General features: G+C 41.5%; 23 protein-coding genes. 4 read left to right on the forward strand and 19 right to left on the reverse strand.

Annotation, left to right across the window (positions count from 1 at the left end; translation table 11 throughout):
* Positions 1-765: 765 nt before the first annotated feature.
* The 18 genes from rplQ to H5183_RS18120 form a co-directional block, all read right to left on the reverse strand.
* The gene (rplQ, locus tag H5183_RS18035; RefSeq protein ID WP_016710207.1) at positions 766-1,167 is read right to left on the reverse strand and encodes a 50S ribosomal protein L17; all 402 of its coding nucleotides are present in this window, start codon (positions 1,165-1,167) and stop codon (positions 766-768) included.
* 39 nt (positions 1,168-1,206) lie between these two features.
* Complete coding sequence (locus H5183_RS18040) at positions 1,207-2,193, reverse strand: DNA-directed RNA polymerase subunit alpha (protein ID WP_145241913.1); 987 nt, start codon at positions 2,191-2,193, stop codon at positions 1,207-1,209.
* A gap of 24 nt (positions 2,194-2,217) precedes the next feature.
* Positions 2,218-2,838, reverse strand: coding sequence for a 30S ribosomal protein S4 (gene rpsD / locus H5183_RS18045; protein WP_016710205.1), 621 nt, complete (start codon positions 2,836-2,838; stop codon positions 2,218-2,220).
* 21 nt (positions 2,839-2,859) lie between these two features.
* Positions 2,860-3,246, reverse strand: a complete 387-nt coding sequence (gene rpsK / locus H5183_RS18050; RefSeq protein ID WP_002959471.1) for a 30S ribosomal protein S11 — start codon at positions 3,244-3,246, stop codon at positions 2,860-2,862.
* A gap of 12 nt (positions 3,247-3,258) precedes the next feature.
* Complete coding sequence (gene rpsM / locus H5183_RS18055) at positions 3,259-3,615, reverse strand: 30S ribosomal protein S13 (protein WP_145241916.1); 357 nt, start codon at positions 3,613-3,615, stop codon at positions 3,259-3,261.
* Between the two features lie 125 nt (positions 3,616-3,740).
* Positions 3,741-3,854 carry a 50S ribosomal protein L36 gene (gene rpmJ, locus H5183_RS18060; protein WP_002959476.1) on the reverse strand — a complete coding sequence of 38 codons (114 nt, stop codon included), beginning with the start codon at positions 3,852-3,854 and terminating at the stop codon, positions 3,741-3,743.
* A 22-nt stretch (positions 3,855-3,876) separates the two neighbouring features.
* Positions 3,877-5,205 (reverse strand): preprotein translocase subunit SecY, encoded by a 1,329-nt coding sequence (gene secY / locus H5183_RS18065; RefSeq protein WP_145241918.1) that lies wholly within the window; start codon positions 5,203-5,205, stop codon positions 3,877-3,879.
* Positions 5,206-5,215: 10 nt separating this feature from the next.
* Entirely contained in the window at positions 5,216-5,650 is a 435-nt protein-coding gene (rplO, locus tag H5183_RS18070; RefSeq protein WP_064668467.1) for a 50S ribosomal protein L15, read from the reverse strand.
* A 5-nt stretch (positions 5,651-5,655) separates the two neighbouring features.
* The gene (rpmD, locus tag H5183_RS18075; protein WP_016710201.1) at positions 5,656-5,838 is read right to left on the reverse strand and encodes a 50S ribosomal protein L30; all 183 of its coding nucleotides are present in this window, start codon (positions 5,836-5,838) and stop codon (positions 5,656-5,658) included.
* A 3-nt stretch (positions 5,839-5,841) separates the two neighbouring features.
* Positions 5,842-6,348, reverse strand: a complete 507-nt coding sequence (gene rpsE, locus H5183_RS18080) for a 30S ribosomal protein S5 (RefSeq protein ID WP_002959485.1) — start codon at positions 6,346-6,348, stop codon at positions 5,842-5,844.
* A gap of 9 nt (positions 6,349-6,357) precedes the next feature.
* Positions 6,358-6,708: a 50S ribosomal protein L18 gene (gene rplR, locus H5183_RS18085; RefSeq protein WP_008115388.1), complete on the reverse strand. Its 351-nt coding sequence runs from the start codon at positions 6,706-6,708 to the stop codon at positions 6,358-6,360.
* Positions 6,709-6,717: 9 nt separating this feature from the next.
* Complete coding sequence (rplF, locus tag H5183_RS18090; protein WP_145241920.1) at positions 6,718-7,251, reverse strand: 50S ribosomal protein L6; 534 nt, start codon at positions 7,249-7,251, stop codon at positions 6,718-6,720.
* Between the two features lie 13 nt (positions 7,252-7,264).
* The gene (gene rpsH, locus H5183_RS18095; protein WP_145241923.1) at positions 7,265-7,657 is read right to left on the reverse strand and encodes a 30S ribosomal protein S8; all 393 of its coding nucleotides are present in this window, start codon (positions 7,655-7,657) and stop codon (positions 7,265-7,267) included.
* A 21-nt stretch (positions 7,658-7,678) separates the two neighbouring features.
* The gene (gene rpsN, locus H5183_RS18100) at positions 7,679-7,984 is read right to left on the reverse strand and encodes a 30S ribosomal protein S14 (RefSeq protein WP_058562128.1); all 306 of its coding nucleotides are present in this window, start codon (positions 7,982-7,984) and stop codon (positions 7,679-7,681) included.
* Between the two features lie 10 nt (positions 7,985-7,994).
* Complete coding sequence (gene rplE, locus H5183_RS18105) at positions 7,995-8,534, reverse strand: 50S ribosomal protein L5 (RefSeq protein ID WP_016710195.1); 540 nt, start codon at positions 8,532-8,534, stop codon at positions 7,995-7,997.
* A gap of 16 nt (positions 8,535-8,550) precedes the next feature.
* The gene (gene rplX / locus H5183_RS18110; RefSeq protein ID WP_016710194.1) at positions 8,551-8,865 is read right to left on the reverse strand and encodes a 50S ribosomal protein L24; all 315 of its coding nucleotides are present in this window, start codon (positions 8,863-8,865) and stop codon (positions 8,551-8,553) included.
* Between the two features lie 10 nt (positions 8,866-8,875).
* On the reverse strand, positions 8,876-9,244 hold the full coding sequence (rplN, locus tag H5183_RS18115; RefSeq protein ID WP_011329449.1) for a 50S ribosomal protein L14: 369 nt from the start codon (positions 9,242-9,244) through the stop codon (positions 8,876-8,878).
* Between the two features lie 277 nt (positions 9,245-9,521).
* Positions 9,522-11,462 carry an AsmA family protein gene (locus tag H5183_RS18120; protein WP_182732362.1) on the reverse strand — a complete coding sequence of 647 codons (1,941 nt, stop codon included), beginning with the start codon at positions 11,460-11,462 and terminating at the stop codon, positions 9,522-9,524.
* 238 nt (positions 11,463-11,700) lie between these two features.
* On the opposite strand from H5183_RS18120, the gene H5183_RS18125 reads away from it, so the two are divergent.
* The 4 genes from H5183_RS18125 to H5183_RS18140 all read left to right on the forward strand — a co-directional run bounded on the left by H5183_RS18125 (position 11,701) and on the right by H5183_RS18140 (position 14,608).
* Positions 11,701-12,120 (forward strand): hypothetical protein, encoded by a 420-nt coding sequence (locus H5183_RS18125; RefSeq protein WP_145241927.1) that lies wholly within the window; start codon positions 11,701-11,703, stop codon positions 12,118-12,120.
* Between the two features lie 8 nt (positions 12,121-12,128).
* Positions 12,129-12,329 (forward strand): helix-turn-helix transcriptional regulator, encoded by a 201-nt coding sequence (locus H5183_RS18130; protein ID WP_145241929.1) that lies wholly within the window; start codon positions 12,129-12,131, stop codon positions 12,327-12,329.
* A 148-nt stretch (positions 12,330-12,477) separates the two neighbouring features.
* Positions 12,478-13,641 (forward strand): hypothetical protein, encoded by a 1,164-nt coding sequence (locus H5183_RS18135; RefSeq protein WP_145241931.1) that lies wholly within the window; start codon positions 12,478-12,480, stop codon positions 13,639-13,641.
* Between the two features lie 289 nt (positions 13,642-13,930).
* Entirely contained in the window at positions 13,931-14,608 is a 678-nt protein-coding gene (locus tag H5183_RS18140) for a TorF family putative porin (RefSeq protein ID WP_145241933.1), read from the forward strand.
* A 141-nt stretch (positions 14,609-14,749) separates the two neighbouring features.
* Here the strand turns inward: H5183_RS18140 and H5183_RS18145 are convergent, their stop codons facing one another.
* Positions 14,750-15,643, reverse strand: coding sequence for an aldo/keto reductase family oxidoreductase (locus H5183_RS18145; protein WP_182732363.1), 894 nt, complete (start codon positions 15,641-15,643; stop codon positions 14,750-14,752).
* Positions 15,644-15,850: the final 207 nt, after the last annotated feature.

The following is a 15,850-nucleotide window of genomic DNA, read 5'->3' on the forward strand; positions in this document are numbered from 1 at the left end:
AAGTTAAACTTTATCTCGCTAGGGCTGCGCATATTACGCTTTCCTATTTTTTTGTCAACACTTAATTTTAAACTTTATTAAAAATCTAAACTTAAGTTTTACTCGACTAACTGATTAACTCTTGCAGCTTAAGCGTTGCCTGCTGCCGTCTCAGTGGGGTCGCATTATAGGGAGATCCAAAAACAGATCAACCTTTTTTTGAAGAAAACTTAAAATAAAACACAGTTCGCTGAGTATTTAAGCTAAACGCTCAAAAACAACACTAAACTAGACTGTTTTTAACTATATAAGTGCAAGTTAAATGAAGAAACCCAGATTCAATCTTTAATCGAAAAAACGATCCACTACTGAAATGATCAATATTTTGATCAAATGACCTAAGTTTATAATCTTTACCTATGTATATTGTTAATAACTTATGAGGGTCAAACACTGACAGTCGCAGTTATCACGCATTTAAATCATAGGTAAAAGTAGACTCTATAGATTTATACAGCTACATATTCAGTAGCAAGATAACTTTCAAAGCTATAAATGTTATTACCGACCATGAAATTTAAATTAACAAGCTAGTTGAATAACAAATGGTTATTAAGGGAAGTAGATTCTAGTGACGCTTAGTGGGCTTACAAAGATGTTGGTTTGATAATGGTATAGTTGAAATGTTGCGCTATATACAGGGATACTGATAGCGATATTATTTTTTGCCAAATTTTAGATATTAAAAAGCCGAGCTTATGCTCGGCTTTTTGGTGTCTTTAAGACTTACTCAGCAGACTGCGCGTCTTCTTGAACTTCTTCGTTCGCAGATGTGCGACCTACTAGTTCAATATAAGCCATTGGTGCATTGTCACCAGCACGGAAGCCACACTTAATAATACGAGTGTAACCACCTGGACGGTCTGTATTGCGAGGACCGATTTCACTGAACAACTTACCAACTACTTCTTTATCACGCGTGCGAGCAAACGCTAAACGGCGATTTGCTACACTGTCAGTCTTAGCCAGTGTGATTAAAGGTTCAATTACACGACGTAACTCTTTCGCTTTTGGCAAAGTAGTTTTGATGATTTCATGTTTCACCAAAGAACCTGCCATATTGCTGAACATCGCTTTACGATGGCTGCTGTTACGGTTTAATTGACGACCACTCTTACGATGGCGCATGACCCTATCCTTCTAACTAAACTAATATAGTGATTTAGATTATTCAGCTAGGCTTGCAGGTGGCCAATTTTCTAGGCGCATACCTAGAGATAGACCACGTGAAGCTAGCACGTCTTTAATTTCAGTCAGAGACTTCTTGCCTAAGTTAGGCGTTTTAAGAAGCTCGACTTCTGTGCGCTGAACTAAATCACCGATATATTGAATTTGCTCGGCTTTCAAACAGTTTGCTGAACGCACTGTTAGTTCAAGATCATCAACTGGACGAAGTAGAATAGGATCGAATTCTGGCTTCTCTTCTTTCTCTTCTGGCTCAGTAACATCACGTAAGTCTACGAATGCTTCTAGCTGCTCAGCTAAGATAGTCGACGCACGGCGGATCGCTTCTTCTGGATCTATAGTGCCGTTTGTTTCCATATCAATGATTAACTTGTCTAAGTCTGTACGTTGTTCAACACGTGCTGATTCAACCGAGTACGCAATACGTTCAACTGGGCTAAATGATGCATCAAGCAACAATCTACCAATTGGACGCTCATCGTCATCAGAGGATAAACGGCTAGATGCCGGCACATACCCACGACCACGTTCAACACGAATTCGCATGCTGATCGCACTATTATCTGCCGTTAAATGACAAATAATATGATCTGGGTTGGCAATGGTTACATCGCCGTCGTGCTGAATATCAGCCGCAGTCACAGGGCCTACACCAGACTTAGTCAGGGTAAGAAAAACTTCATCTTTACCTTCCAAAGTAACTGCTAGACCTTTAAGATTTAACAGAATTTCAATGATGTCTTCTTGTACGCCTTCTTTCGCGCTGTATTCGTGCAACACACCGTCGATTTCAACTTCGGTTACTGCACATCCTGGCATTGACGAAAGAAGTATACGGCGTAAGGCATTCCCAAGAGTATGACCGAAGCCACGCTCTAATGGCTCTAAAACTACTTTAGAACGAGTTGGGTTAATAGCGTCGATATCGACTAACCTTGGTTTTAGAAATTCTGTAACAGAACCCTGCATTTTATCCTCTCTTAACTCTTAACTTTACTTAGAGTAAAGTTCGACGATTAGTTGTTCATTGATGTCCGCAGACAGGTCTGAACGCTCTGGTAGGCGTTTGAAATTACCTTCCATTTTCTTACCGTCAACTTCAACCCAAGTCGGTTTTTCACGTTGCTCGGCTAGTTCTAGAGCAGCGATGATACGAGCTTGTGTCTTAGACTTTTCACGGATAACTACTACATCTTCTGGAGTAATTACGAATGAAGGAATGTTCACTACACGACCATTAACTAAAACCGCTTTGTGGCTTACTAACTGACGTGCTTCAGCACGTGTGCTTGCAAAACCCATGCGGTATACAACATTGTCTAAACGTTGCTCTAAAAGCTGTAACAAGTTTTCACCTGTGTTGCCCTTAAGGCGAGCAGCTTCTTTGTAGTAGTTACGGAATTGCTTTTCTAATACACCGTAGATACGACGTACTTTTTGCTTTTCACGTAATTGTAAACCGTAATCAGATAAGCGACCTTTACGAGCGCCGTGCTGACCAGGTGCAGTCTCAAGTTTACACTTAGAGTCGATAGCTCTTACGCCGCTCTTAAGGAACAGGTCAGTACCTTCACGACGACTCAGCTTGAGCTTAGGGCCCAAATATCTTGCCATGTTATTTCTCCTAACCTATTGTTAAACGCGACGTTTCTTCGGTGGACGACAACCATTGTGTGGTATTGGCGTCACGTCAGTAATGTTGGTGATACGGTAACCAGCAGCATTCAAAGCACGTACAGCAGATTCACGACCTGGACCTGGACCTTTGATGAAAACTTCTAGATTTTTTAAACCGTATTCTTGAGCAGCAGTACCTGCACGCTCTGCAGCAACCTGAGCAGCGAATGGTGTAGATTTACGTGAACCACGGAAACCTGAACCACCGGCAGTAGCCCATGATAGTGCATTACCTTGACGGTCGGTAATTGTAACAATAGTGTTGTTGAAAGAAGCATGAACATGAGCCATACCATCAGCAACTTGCTTTTTAACCTTTTTACGACGAATTGGTGTCTTAGCCATAATACTATCCCCTTATCGCTTAATAGGCTTACGAGGACCCTTACGGGTACGCGCGTTAGTCTTTGTTCTTTGACCACGTAGTGGTAAAGAGCGACGGTGACGTAGGCCACGGTAACAACCAAGGTCCATAAGGCGCTTGATATTCAAAGTAACTTCACGACGAAGATCACCTTCTACAGTGTACTTGCCAACTGCTTCACGCAATACGTCAAGTGTTTCGTCTGAAAGTTCACCGATTTTTGTGGTTTCGGCGATACCAGTCGCTACTAAGATAGCCTTAGAGCGAGTCTTACCTATGCCATAAATAGCTGTTAAACCAATAACTGCATGTTTATGATCAGGGACGTTAATGCCAGCGATACGGGCCACTAACACATCTCCTATATTTGAATTCGGTTATCATCTGTTTGAAGAGCCCGTAAGGATACTCAAACGAAGACCAAATCACAACTGAAAACACAGGCCGAGAAACCTCAGCCTGCACGACTTATAAATTAACCTTGCCTTTGCTTATGCTTAGGCTCACTGCAAATTACACGTACAACACCGGCACGTTTAATAACTTTACAGTTACGGCATATTTTCTTAACGGAAGCACGTACTTTCATTGCTCAACTCCGTAAACTGACCTTATCGACCGTAGCCTTTAAGGTTCGCTTTTTTCAGCACAGAATCATATTGATGAGACATCATATGAGTCTGTACTTGTGCCATAAAGTCCATGATCACAACAACGATAATCAAAATTGATGTACCGCCGAAGTAGAATGGCGTTTGCCATGCCATGGTCATGAATTCGGGCACCAGACAGATAAAGGTTATATACAAAGCACCTGCCAATGTCAGGCGTGTCATCACTTTATCAATGTATTTCGATGTCTGCTCGCCTGGACGAATACCTGGGATAAATGCGCCAGATTTTTTCAGGTTATCTGCTGTTTCACGTGGGTTAAAAACCAACGCTGTGTAGAAAAAGCAGAAGAAGATAATAGCCGCAGCTAAAACTATTGCATACAAAGGCTGACCTGGAGTCAACGTTGTAGCAATCGCTTGTAGCACATCAGCGACAGGACCTTCACCCTGGCCGAACCAGCTGGCAATAGTACCAGGGAACAGAATTATACTGCTAGCAAAGATTGGTGGAATAACACCCGCCATGTTTACTTTTAGTGGTAAATGCGTGCTTTGGGCAGCAAATACTTGACGACCTTGTTGGCGCTTTGCGTAGTTAACGACGATACGACGTTGTCCACGTTCAAAGAACACTACAAGATAAGTAACAGCGAATACGATTACCGCAATCAATAACAGTGCTAAAACATGTAAATCACCTTGGCGCGCCATTTCGGCTGTCGAACCAATAGCAGACGGCAGGTTAGCTACAATACCAACAAATATTAGAACTGAGATACCGTTACCGATACCACGTTCAGTTATTTGCTCGCCCAACCACATCAGGAACATAGTACCAGTTACTAAACTCACCACTGCGGTGAAGTAGAAACCGAGACCTGGGTTAACAACTAACCCGTCCATCATACCCGGTAAGCTTGTGGCAATACCGATCGATTGGATAGTAGCAAGCAAGAGCGTGCCGTAGCGTGTGTACTGGCTAATTTTCTTACGACCTTGTTCACCTTCTTTCTTAAGCTCTATAAACGGAGGATACATATGCGTTAATAGTTGCGTAATAATTGAAGCTGTGATGTAAGGCATTATACCCAGTGCTAACACCGAAGCGCGCTCAAGCGCACCACCGCTGAACATGTTGAACATTTCAACAATGGTGCCCTTTTGTTGCTCGAAGAAATCGGCAAGTACAGCGGCGTCAATCCCAGGGATTGGCACAAATGAACCTAGACGGTAAATAATGATAGCGCCCAATACGAATAGTAATCGACGTTTCAATTCCGAAAGCCCACTTTGTGCACTTTGTGTATCTTGACCTGGTTTAGCCATTAGTACTTCCTTAGTCTTCTACCTTGCCTCCGGCGGCTTCGATAGCTTCGCGAGCACCTTTAGAGGCTTTAAGGCCTTTAACGGTAACAGCGCGTGAAACTTCGCCAGATTTAACAACTTTAACGAACAGAACGTTCTTTTTAACTAGACCAGCTGCCTGTAGCGTACCTAGGTCTACCACATCGCCTTCAACTTTAGCGATCTCGTATAGGTTTATTTCTGCAGATACTAAAGATTTGCGAGAAGTGAAACCAAACTTAGGTAGACGACGTTGCATAGGCATTTGACCGCCTTCAAAACCAACGCGTACTTTACCGCCAGAACGTGACTTTTGACCTTTGTGACCACGGCCACCAGTCTTACCTAGACCAGAACCGATACCACGACCAACACGTTTACCAGCAGATTTAGAACCTGCAGCAGGAGAAAGTGTATTCAAATGCATTCGAATTACCCCTCAACCTTAACCATGTATGAAACTTGGTTGATCATACCACGTACACATGCTGTGTCTTCTAACTCAACAGTGTGATTGATACGACGTAAACCAAGACCGCGTAATGTAGCTTTATGTTTCGGTAAACGACCGATAGAGCTCTTTACTTGTGTTACTTTTACAGTTTTATTAGCCATGGTTTACCCCAGAATCTCGTCTACTCGAAGACCACGTTTTGCAGCGATCGACTGAGGAGAATTCATATTCTCAAGAGCTGAGATCGTTGCACGTACAACGTTGATCGGGTTAGTAGAACCGTAACATTTAGAAAGTACGTTCTGCACACCAGTAACTTCTAGTACTGCACGCATAGCACCACCTGCGATGATACCAGTACCTTCAGATGCTGGTTTCATAAACACAAGAGAGCCAGCATGACGTCCTTTAACAGGATGCTGTAATGTGTTGCCATTTAGGTCTACGTTGATCATGTTACGACGTGCTTTTTCCATTGCTTTTTGAATAGCAGCTGGAACTTCACGTGCTTTACCATAACCGAAACCTACTTTACCTGCGCCGTCACCAACTACAGTTAGTGCAGTGAAGCTAAAGATACGACCACCTTTAACTACTTTAGACACACGGTTCACCGCGATTAGCTTTTCAGCTAGATCAGGCTGTTGTTGCTTTGCTTCTACGTTAGCCATTGTCTACTCCTAGAATTGCAAACCGGCTTCACGCGCAGCATCTGCTAGCGCCTTCACACGGCCGTGATATTTAAAGCCACTGCGATCAAAAGCAATCTTTTCGATGCCTTTGTCAGCCGCACGTTCAGCAACCGCTTTACCAACTGCTTGCGCAGCTGCAACGTTGCCTGTGCCTTTAACTGTTTCGCTAATAGCTTTCTCAACAGTAGAAGCAGCAGCCAGTACATTACCCTCAGCGTTTACAACTTGAGCGTAAATGTGACGTGGCGTGCGGTGGATAACAAGACGCGTTGTGCCTTGTTCAATATAATTTCTACGAGTGCGTTTAGCACGACGTAGACGAGCTGTTTTTTTATCCATCGTCTTACCTTACTTCTTCTTAGCCTCTTTACGGCGTACATTCTCATCTGAATAACGAACACCTTTACCTTTATAAGGCTCAGGTTTACGGTATGCACGAATGTTAGCAGCTGTTTGACCAACTAACTGCTTATCTACGCCCTTAACTAGAACTTCTGTTTGGCTTGGAGTTTCAATCGTAATTCCTTCAGGAACTGCGAAATTAACTGGGTGTGAGAAACCAAGAGTTAAATCTAATGTTTTACCCTTAGCTGCAGCACGGTAACCAACGCCTACTAACTGAAGTTTCTTCTCGTAACCTTCATGCGTACCAACAATCATATTGTTGATTAGAGCGCGAGCAGTACCTGCTTGTGCCCATGCATTGGCTACGCCTTCACGAGGTAAAGTTGTAATAACGTTGTCGTTAAGTTGTACTTCAACTGCAGAGTTGATAGTACGCGTTAATTCGCCGTTTTTGCCTTTAACTGTGATGTCCTGGCCTTTTAATGTAACTTCTACACCGGCAGGAACATTAATTGGTGCCTTTGCTATGCGAGACATAGTTCCCCTCCGATTAAGCTACAAAACCAATGATTTCACCACCAACACCAGCACTACGTGCGGCGCGGTCTGTCATTAGGCCTTTAGAAGTTGATACGATAGCGATACCTAGACCACCCATTACCTTTGGTAATTCGTCACGTCTCTTATAGATACGTAAACCAGGGCGGCTAACACGCTGGATATTTTCAATAACAGCTTTGCCTTCGAAGTATTTCAACTCGATAGAAAGCTCAGGTTTAACATCACCGCTGATTGTGAAATCAACGATATAACCTTCATCTTTTAATACTTTAGCTAATGCTACTTTCAGCTTTGAATTAGGCATCGTTACAGATACTTTTTTCGCTGACTGACCGTTACGAATTCGTGTAAACAAATCCGCGATAGGATCTTGCAAGCTCATAGTCTTACTCCCGTGATTCTATTACCAGCTAGCCTTTTTAAGGCCAGGAATTTCACCGCGCATAGCTGCTTCGCGAACTTTAATACGGCTCATGCCGAATTTGCGAAGGTAACCATGTGGGCGGCCCGTAATGTTACAACGATTACGTTGACGTGCAGGGCTAGAATCACGTGGTAAAGCTTGTAGCTTAAGTACCGCGTCCCAACGATCATCGTCAGATGTTTTCACATCACTGATGATAGCTTTTAGTGCTGCGCGCTTTTCAGCGAACTGAGCAACTAATTTCGTGCGCTTTGCTTCGCGCGCTTTCATAGAATTCTTTGCCATAACCCTACCCTTATTTCTTGAATGGGAAGTTAAACGCTTCTAACAACGCACGGCCTTCCTCATCTGTTTTCGCAGATGTAGTGATTGTGATATCCATACCGCGTACGCGGTCTACTTTATCATAATCAATTTCTGGGAAGATGATTTGTTCACGTACGCCCATGCTGTAGTTACCACGTCCATCAAAAGACTTAGCACTTACACCACGGAAGTCACGGATACGTGGGATAGCGATTGAAACCAAACGCTCAAAAAAGTCCCACATACGCTCGCCGCGTAGGGTTACTTTACAACCAATTGGGTAGCCTTCACGTACTTTAAAGCCAGCAACAGATTTGCGTGCTTTAGTAATGAGTGGCTTCTGACCAGCGATTGCTTCTAGATCCGCAACAGCGTTGTCTAGAATTTTCTTGTCAGCTAGGGCTTCGCCCACGCCCATATTCAATGTGATCTTTTCGATCTGAGGGACTTGCATGACAGAGCTGAAACCAAACTTCTCTTGAAGTTCAGCAACTACTTTGTCTTTATATACTTCATGCAGTTTCGCCATCATTCTACTCCAACTATTAGATAGTTTTACCAGTAGATTTAAAGATACGTAATTTCTTACCATCTTCAATCTTGAAACCTACACGATCTGCTTTACTCGTTTCCGAGTTGAAGATCGCAACGTTTGATACGTCAATAGACGCTTCTTTCTCAACAATACCACCTGGCTGGTTCAATTGTGGAACCGGCTTTTGGTGCTTCTTGATTAAGTTAATGCCTTCGACAAATACTCGACCAGACTCGGTAACAACTGAAAGCACTTTGCCGCGCTTACCTTTGTCTTTACCTGCTAGAACGATTACTTCGTCATCACGACGGATTTTTGCTGCCATGATTGACTCCTTACAGTACTTCTGGGGCTAGTGAAACGATTTTCATGAACTTATCATTACGAAGTTCGCGAGTCACAGGGCCGAAAATACGTGTACCAATTGGCTGCAAGTTATCATTTAAGATAACAGCCGCATTGCTGTCAAAACGGATCAAAGAACCATCTGGACGACGAACGCCTTTCTTAGTACGCACAACTACCGCGTTTTTAACATCACCTTTCTTCACTTTACCGCGAGGAATCGCTTCTTTAACAGAAACTTTAATGATGTCACCAATCGCTGCATAACGACGGTGCGAACCGCCTAAGACTTTAATACACTGCACTTTGCGAGCGCCGCTGTTATCAGCAACTTCCAGCTGAGTTTGCATTTGGATCATGTTAATGACCTCCGGTGTAGTTATTACAACTGTCTTAAATTTGTTTAAAATCAAGACATTTAGGTTAAAAACCACTCAAAAAACAATCTAGTTGTCTCCCAAGGGCGGGCAATTGTATCAGCATTGCGGGGGTAGTGGTAGGTTATTTTTTAATTAATTTAGAATAACGAGAATGGTTGTTTTGTCGATGAAACATATTTTGCTATTTTAGCATTGATTATAAAACAATCAGGGCAATTTTATGCCCTGATTGTTTTATCACCGAATAAAATCGGCATTATTTGCCAAACAAACCTTTTAACTTATCTTTAATTTTATCTTTCGCTTTTTCTTTTACTTCATCTTCTGCCGCTTTGCTTACATCTAAGCTGATGCCAACATCATGAAATGGTCCTTTGATTCGCACTGGAATTTTAAAGCCGGTACTGTCATCTTGGGTACCCTGTCCTTCGAGTGAATCGACTATACCTGTCACTAAGCGGTAGTTAACTGTCGTTGCAGGTAGATTAACATCCCCTTCACCACTAATACGTACTAATGGACTTAACAAACTCAGATCTGTGTTTTTACCTACGCCATTGGTAAAGTTAAAGCTACCCGTTAGCGCAGAGAAGTCGGTTTGCTGGGAATTATCAAAGCCAGTATCTAGTCCTTGTGATATTGCACCAAAGTTACCCTTAATTAGCTCTTTGCCTTTGCGAACCATTTCAGCAATGTTGGCGCCTTTTACTGCACCATCGGCAAATTCAAATGCTAGTTTACCCTGTAGGGCACTCATAAAGTCTTTTTGGCTCTGACCTGATGTTGCTAAGTCCCAATTGAGTGAGCCTTTGCCCATTAGCTTATCGAAGCCAGCGGCATCTGTTAGCAATGGTTGTGCATCTATTTTTTCTAACGAGAAGTTGGTGCTGATTTTGTAAGAAGCTTGTTTCGCATTAACCGTTACTGTGCCTTTACCATTACCTTCGTAGGCGGCAAACTTATCTAGGCTGATTTTTGCTACGCCTTTGTTAAGGTTTACAGTGAATTGATTAGCACCAAGTTTGATTTCATTTGCTTTTAAGCCACTTGAACGGATCACCACATTCGCATCTAAGGCATTTAAGCCACTTAAATCCATTTTTGTGTCATCCCATACAATTGGTTTGGCTGGCTCGTCACTTTTAGGTTCTGGTTTATCTGCTGGCGCTACCACCTCAGGTAAGTAAGGGTTTAAGTCCAGCATACCTAAATCGATGTCAGCATTAACGGCTAAACGCTTGCCTAAATTAAGCTCGCTTTTTCCTTTGATCTCTAATGCATCAAGAGTGGCGACTAATTCAGCTAGGTTGAACTTATCACCTTGCATACGCATTTTGCCGCTAACACTAAATGCATTAAAGGCGCTTTCTTTAGCGTTCAGCTCGACTCCCTGCCATTTAGCAATGTCTTTTACTGAATCACCACTGAGCGCTAATTGACCTTGAATATCTTTACCTTGACCGGCTATTAAGCCTTTAAACTCAACATCAACTAACTTTGAAGTGACATCAGTTGTCACATTAAATGTATCACCTTCTATTGCTTTAGCTGGGTTATCAACTGTTACATCAAGCTCAAAGCGCTCTTGCATATAAGTGATCCCACCTTTGACTTCGAGTGATTTATGCAGTGAAGGCAGTAAGATAGCCAATTCTAAATCGCTAATTTGCTGTTTAGCTCCCGTTTGACCATCTAAATAAGTAAACGACCCACCATATATAGCTACTTCACCTAATTGAATATCAAAGTTTTCAGGTAGTTTGACTGCCTCACCTGCTTGAGTTTGCTGCTCAGGTTTCGTAGCTACTGCATCAAATAACTGCCAGTTAGCTTTACCATTTTTATCTGTTTCAAGCAGAATGTTTGGTTCATTGATCACAAACTTTTCTAGTTTAAGTTCACCACCAAATAGCGAAAACCAAGGAATATGAACTGCAAGTTGCTGCATGCTTGCCATATCTGCACGTGAGCCAGTTTTCATATTGGCAAAATGCACATCTTCAAGTTCAAGCTTCAAAGAAGGAAAAACGGATAATGTTTTATCGCCTTTAATAGTTAAAGTACGCCCTGTGGTTTGCTCAACCTGCTCAGAGACTTTATTAAAAATGGCATCGGTTGGAATTAAAAACGGTGCAGCAATAATTAAAGCAACAAGCAATAATAATATGACACCAATAACTTTAAATAAGGTCTTCATGATGGTCCTTTCAAATGTGCAAATAATGTTCTTATCATAGCGGGAGTTAGCATTAAAATCATTGTGCAACGAATAAAAATGCTATTCCCTGCATTCTACATTGAATATATGAATTGTGACTGAAATATTTTGATACCTTTAGGTTACAAAAAACAACTTGACCAAATGATACCCCAAGGTTACATTGATACCTGTAGGTTACAAAAATATAAATTAACACTTTCACAGGATGGACTTTATGAAACAACAAGATATTAAAACCGAAGAAAAATTTATGAACCAAAACGCATGGTTTTCGATCTTCATGGGTATAACCTTACTAATTATTAGCGTTTACCCCATGCTTAATCACACATCAGCACCGCTGCTGTTTTTAGGAAGTGCTGCTTTTCTTGGTTCATTTTTTATGTTTGTGATCAGAGGTGGCTTTACATGGAAATTAAGTTACCGCCTGACTTATAAAGATGAGTATTTAAATACTATAGACACGATAGCCTATAAACATGTTGTACTCGCTCTGCTGTTTAGCATGGGGGCGATATATTTAGCTTCAGATAACCTTGCTGTTGATGTAACACACAGTACCATGGCCACCTTTTACTTAGCTGTTATGAGTTTGGTATATGGCTTTTCAATTTTTTGGCAAAGCCGTGATTAGGAGATAATGTGCAAAACCATATAGCTGAATTTCGCAAAGCCGCTGGGCTTTCACAGCAAGAGCTAGCCGATGCTATCGCCGTTTCACGCAAAACAATCAGCACGGTCGAAACATCACGCTTTACACCTTCAGTGATCATTGCATTGAAGATAGCTCGGCAGTTTGAAACTACTGTGGAGCAGTTATTTTCACTTGAAGAAGCAGATTAACCCCTTTAAATGCAATCTTGTGCAGATTTAACTTATCAAGATTGCATCCCCTGTATTCTCCGGTATGATGCACAGCCCTGTTGTTTTAAGACGTTTTGCGCTAAAATTAAACAACTGAAAAATGTATTTAACCGGAGTACCATCAGGCATGAAAAAATTGCTCATTTCACCTTCACAAATGGCATTAGGCGAACAAGAAGGCCATATTTATCAAAATATTCTAAAGCAGGCTTCTGAAATCAGCTTAAACCTGATGGCGGTGAAAATAGAAAATCATCCTGAAGACTTCTTAGGTTGGTGCTATGAACTACTTAATGCTAGCCGTGACCGTATTAATCATGACTTACTCGAAACCAATCAATTACCAATTTTAAAAAAGCTTAATGACTTATTAGTTTCAGCAATCAGCTTCTTACAATTGAAAACATTACGCGTAGCGCCTTGGCCTGTAGTTAGTGTATTTATAGAGCAACATAAAGATGTGTTAGCCCTTGATGAACAGTTACGCCTTGCCAACTATATAGCTGGTATTCGCGAGCAATCACTGAAAGAGATGATCCCTGAAGATTTATTAGCATTTAGTGGCAAACATACTTCTGCACTGGATCCAAGTAGTTATAATTTTGATGTCGAATGGTTTAGCTCTACTAAAAGCGCCAAAGCTTTTCACCAAATGCTTGCCGACCTGCCTGCATTATTTGATGAAGCATTAGCACATATACCTTTAGAAGGTGAAGTAACTGAAGCTGATTACCAAGAATTTGTGGTCAAATATTTAAAAGCCTTTACTGATAGCAATGAAAAGCCAACGCTTGCACCGGCAACTCGTCTATTAGCAATGCGCCGCCCAGATGTTTTTACACCAATTAATAACACCCGTTTAGATGCACTTTGTTCAGCATTGGCTATTACTAAATTAAATAATCGTGACTTTGCGCGTTATTGGCAGGATATTGTCCAAGCAGTTCATGGTATGTCTTGGTTTAAAATGGCAAGTGGTGACAGCGAGCTGGATCAACAACTTGTTGCAATCAAAGCGTTAATTCCGTGCTTCTTCTACCACGCGGACAAAAACACGCCTGAAAACTCTAACTACATCAAGTTATTGAGTAAACCAAAGCGTACAACAACCACTGGCACTAGAAAAGTGCGTCGTGGTAAAGAGTCTGCTGAAATACTTGTTGATCGCGCACTTGCTGCTGACGATATGCCTGAGCATATTCGCGCAAAGCGTGATTCAATAATCAGCGAAGTACAAAAAGGCCGTGGCGTGAACGAAACAATCAGCCTAATGCGTACTATTTTTGGTTAAACCACAGTAAAAAATACAAAAACCCGCTGCAACTGAGTTGTGCATGCGGGTTTTTTTACGCACCAATAAAGTGCGCAAGCTTCGTAAAAAACAATCTCATCCTTTCACTATAAATATTTATACCTTTGTTTATAAAGTAATTTAAATATAAATTATTGCTTTTCATTTAACTTGGCACAAGCAGTGCAATTATCCTAGTAGACAACTAAAAATAGGATCCGCAATTATAGACTGCAATCTAATTAATAATTGCGAGCCAAAAAATCAGCATAACAACAGGATACCAAACATGTTAAAACTAAAATCAGCAATTGCGATCAGCACACTTGTACTCATGGGTGCAACATCTACAGCAGCATATGCAGAAGTAACAGCCAATGCCGCAGCAACTTCAAACTACTTATGGCGTGGTCAAGAACAAACCGGTGGTGATGCTGCAATTTCAGGTGGTATTGATTATGCCAACGAATCAGGTTTTTATGCTGGTACTTGGGCTTCAAATGCAAGCTGGGCCGATGAAATGACCTACGAGCTTGATCTCTATGCTGGTTTTGGTGGCGATATTAATGAAAATATGAGCTACGACGTTGGCTACATCTATTACGCTTACCCTGATGCAGCTTCTGGCGCAGACGCTGATTTTTCTGAAATTTACGGTAGCATCAGTATGGGTGGCTTTAGCTTTGGCGCATCAGTTCTTGCAACTTCAGCCGCAAGCGGTGATGGCACAGACTTTGGTGATTCGTTATACCTGACTGCAGATTACGGTTTCGCAGTTGGTACTAATGGCACTGAAATGGCTTTACACTTAGGTCACTACTCTGGTGATTTTATTGGTGATGACGATATCATCGACTACGGCGTATCTATCTCTAAAGATGGCTTCACTTTTGGTCTATCTGATACCGATATGGATGACAGTGATATTAAGGCTTACGTTGCTTTTTCAATGGACTTTAGCCTATAAAAAGAATGTGTTACTTGCTGCAACACTAAGGGCCGTAAGGCCCTTTCTCGATCTTGGTAAGCGGTAAAAGCGACTAAGTTCAGATTTTATGTCAAGACTTACCCTAAACTCAGACTGCTTATAGCTTAAAACTTACAACTCCTATGGCACACTGTGCCCTGTTGAACCTTGCCAAATACGATACCATTGTTCACGACTGAGTTTTAACTGCTTAGCGGCAACAGCTGATTCAACTCGTGTAATATTACCTGTACCCAGTACCACTGATGGGCTGCTTGGGTGCATTAATAACCATGCATATACGACTTGATCTATTGAACTTGCACCTATTTCACTGCCTACTTGTTCGAGTACATGACGCAGGCGAATCGCTTTTTCATCATTTTCTGCAAAAATGCGACCGCCAGCCAAAGGTGACCAACACATAGGTTTAATATCAAGTAACTGACATTGGTCTAAACTACCATCATCAAGTGCTTGCATTTCATACGGTGAAAATTCAATTTGATTGGTCACCAATTCAAAATCAAGACGCGACTGCAATAAACTTAGTTGTGATGGCGTAAAGTTTGATACACCAAAATCGAGTACATCACCATTTTGCTTAAGAGTAGTGAATGCCTCAGCTACTTCGTCTGCATTCATCAAATAATCAGGGCGATGAATAAGTAATGCATCTAATCTATCGGTATTAAAATGCTTTAACGATTGCTGTGCTGAGCTAATAATATGTGCGGCACTCGAATCGTAATGATTAGCTTGGCCTGCTAATCCTAAGCTTGCAAAAGCAGGTTTAATACCACACTTGGTAATAATTCTAATCTCATCTCGAATACTTGGCTTTAAAGCCAAGGTTTTACCAAACTCTGCTTCACAGCCATATCCACCGTAAATGTCAGCGTGATCGGTGTGCCTTACGCCAGCTTCAATTGCTTGCTCGAGAAAAGCTAAACACTGTTGTGGAGTAATTTGCCAATCTAATAATCGCCAAAACCCTAGTACTAGTTCGTCAATTTTACGCTCTGCGTTGTTCATTATTATCTCTCAACTATTTGGTGCACGATGCTAAAAAATGCCAGCCTCTATACGAATGGACTATATTCTACTAACTTAATATACTTTTAATAGAGAGAAGAAGATAATATATCCAGCATAGAAAAAGCACCCATTAAAAGTGAGTGCGATGCTAACTATATGATTGAGTTAAATAAGGTTAAGGTACTTAACTAGTACAACTTTAAC

The sequence above is a fragment of the Pseudoalteromonas sp. SR44-8 genome, assembly GCF_014163635.1.
GTDB lineage: Bacteria > Pseudomonadota > Gammaproteobacteria > Enterobacterales > Alteromonadaceae > Pseudoalteromonas > Pseudoalteromonas rhizosphaerae.

Bases quoted from the DNA above. Each gene is read 5' to 3' on its own strand.
- rplQ (WP_016710207.1), bottom strand. From the start codon at position 1,167: ATGCGCCATCGTAAGAGTGGTCGTCAATTAAACCGTAACAGCAGCCAT.
- rplR (WP_008115388.1), bottom strand. From the start codon at position 6,708: ATGGATAAAAAAACAGCTCGTCTACGTCGTGCTAAACGCACTCGTAGA.
- rpmD (WP_016710201.1), bottom strand. From the start codon at position 5,838: ATGGCTAATAAAACTGTAAAAGTAACACAAGTAAAGAGCTCTATCGGT.
- H5183_RS18040 (WP_145241913.1), bottom strand. From the start codon at position 2,193: ATGCAGGGTTCTGTTACAGAATTTCTAAAACCAAGGTTAGTCGATATC.
- rpsE (WP_002959485.1), bottom strand. From the start codon at position 6,348: ATGGCTAACGTAGAAGCAAAGCAACAACAGCCTGATCTAGCTGAAAAG.
- rplF (WP_145241920.1), bottom strand. From the start codon at position 7,251: ATGTCTCGCATAGCAAAGGCACCAATTAATGTTCCTGCCGGTGTAGAA.
- rplO (WP_064668467.1), bottom strand. From the start codon at position 5,650: ATGCATTTGAATACACTTTCTCCTGCTGCAGGTTCTAAATCTGCTGGT.
- rpsH (WP_145241923.1), bottom strand. From the start codon at position 7,657: ATGAGCTTGCAAGATCCTATCGCGGATTTGTTTACACGAATTCGTAAC.
- H5183_RS18140 (WP_145241933.1), top strand. From the start codon at position 13,931: ATGTTAAAACTAAAATCAGCAATTGCGATCAGCACACTTGTACTCATG.
- rpmJ (WP_002959476.1), bottom strand. From the start codon at position 3,854: ATGAAAGTACGTGCTTCCGTTAAGAAAATATGCCGTAACTGTAAAGTT.
- rpsK (WP_002959471.1), bottom strand. From the start codon at position 3,246: ATGGCTAAGACACCAATTCGTCGTAAAAAGGTTAAAAAGCAAGTTGCT.
- rplN (WP_011329449.1), bottom strand. From the start codon at position 9,244: ATGATCCAAATGCAAACTCAGCTGGAAGTTGCTGATAACAGCGGCGCT.
- secY (WP_145241918.1), bottom strand. From the start codon at position 5,205: ATGGCTAAACCAGGTCAAGATACACAAAGTGCACAAAGTGGGCTTTCG.
- rplX (WP_016710194.1), bottom strand. From the start codon at position 8,865: ATGGCAGCAAAAATCCGTCGTGATGACGAAGTAATCGTTCTAGCAGGT.
- H5183_RS18120 (WP_182732362.1), bottom strand. From the start codon at position 11,462: ATGAAGACCTTATTTAAAGTTATTGGTGTCATATTATTATTGCTTGTT.
- H5183_RS18145 (WP_182732363.1), bottom strand. From the start codon at position 15,643: ATGAACAACGCAGAGCGTAAAATTGACGAACTAGTACTAGGGTTTTGG.
- H5183_RS18135 (WP_145241931.1), top strand. From the start codon at position 12,478: ATGAAAAAATTGCTCATTTCACCTTCACAAATGGCATTAGGCGAACAA.
- H5183_RS18125 (WP_145241927.1), top strand. From the start codon at position 11,701: ATGAAACAACAAGATATTAAAACCGAAGAAAAATTTATGAACCAAAAC.
- rpsN (WP_058562128.1), bottom strand. From the start codon at position 7,984: ATGGCAAAGAATTCTATGAAAGCGCGCGAAGCAAAGCGCACGAAATTA.
- rplE (WP_016710195.1), bottom strand. From the start codon at position 8,534: ATGGCGAAACTGCATGAAGTATATAAAGACAAAGTAGTTGCTGAACTT.
- rpsD (WP_016710205.1), bottom strand. From the start codon at position 2,838: ATGGCAAGATATTTGGGCCCTAAGCTCAAGCTGAGTCGTCGTGAAGGT.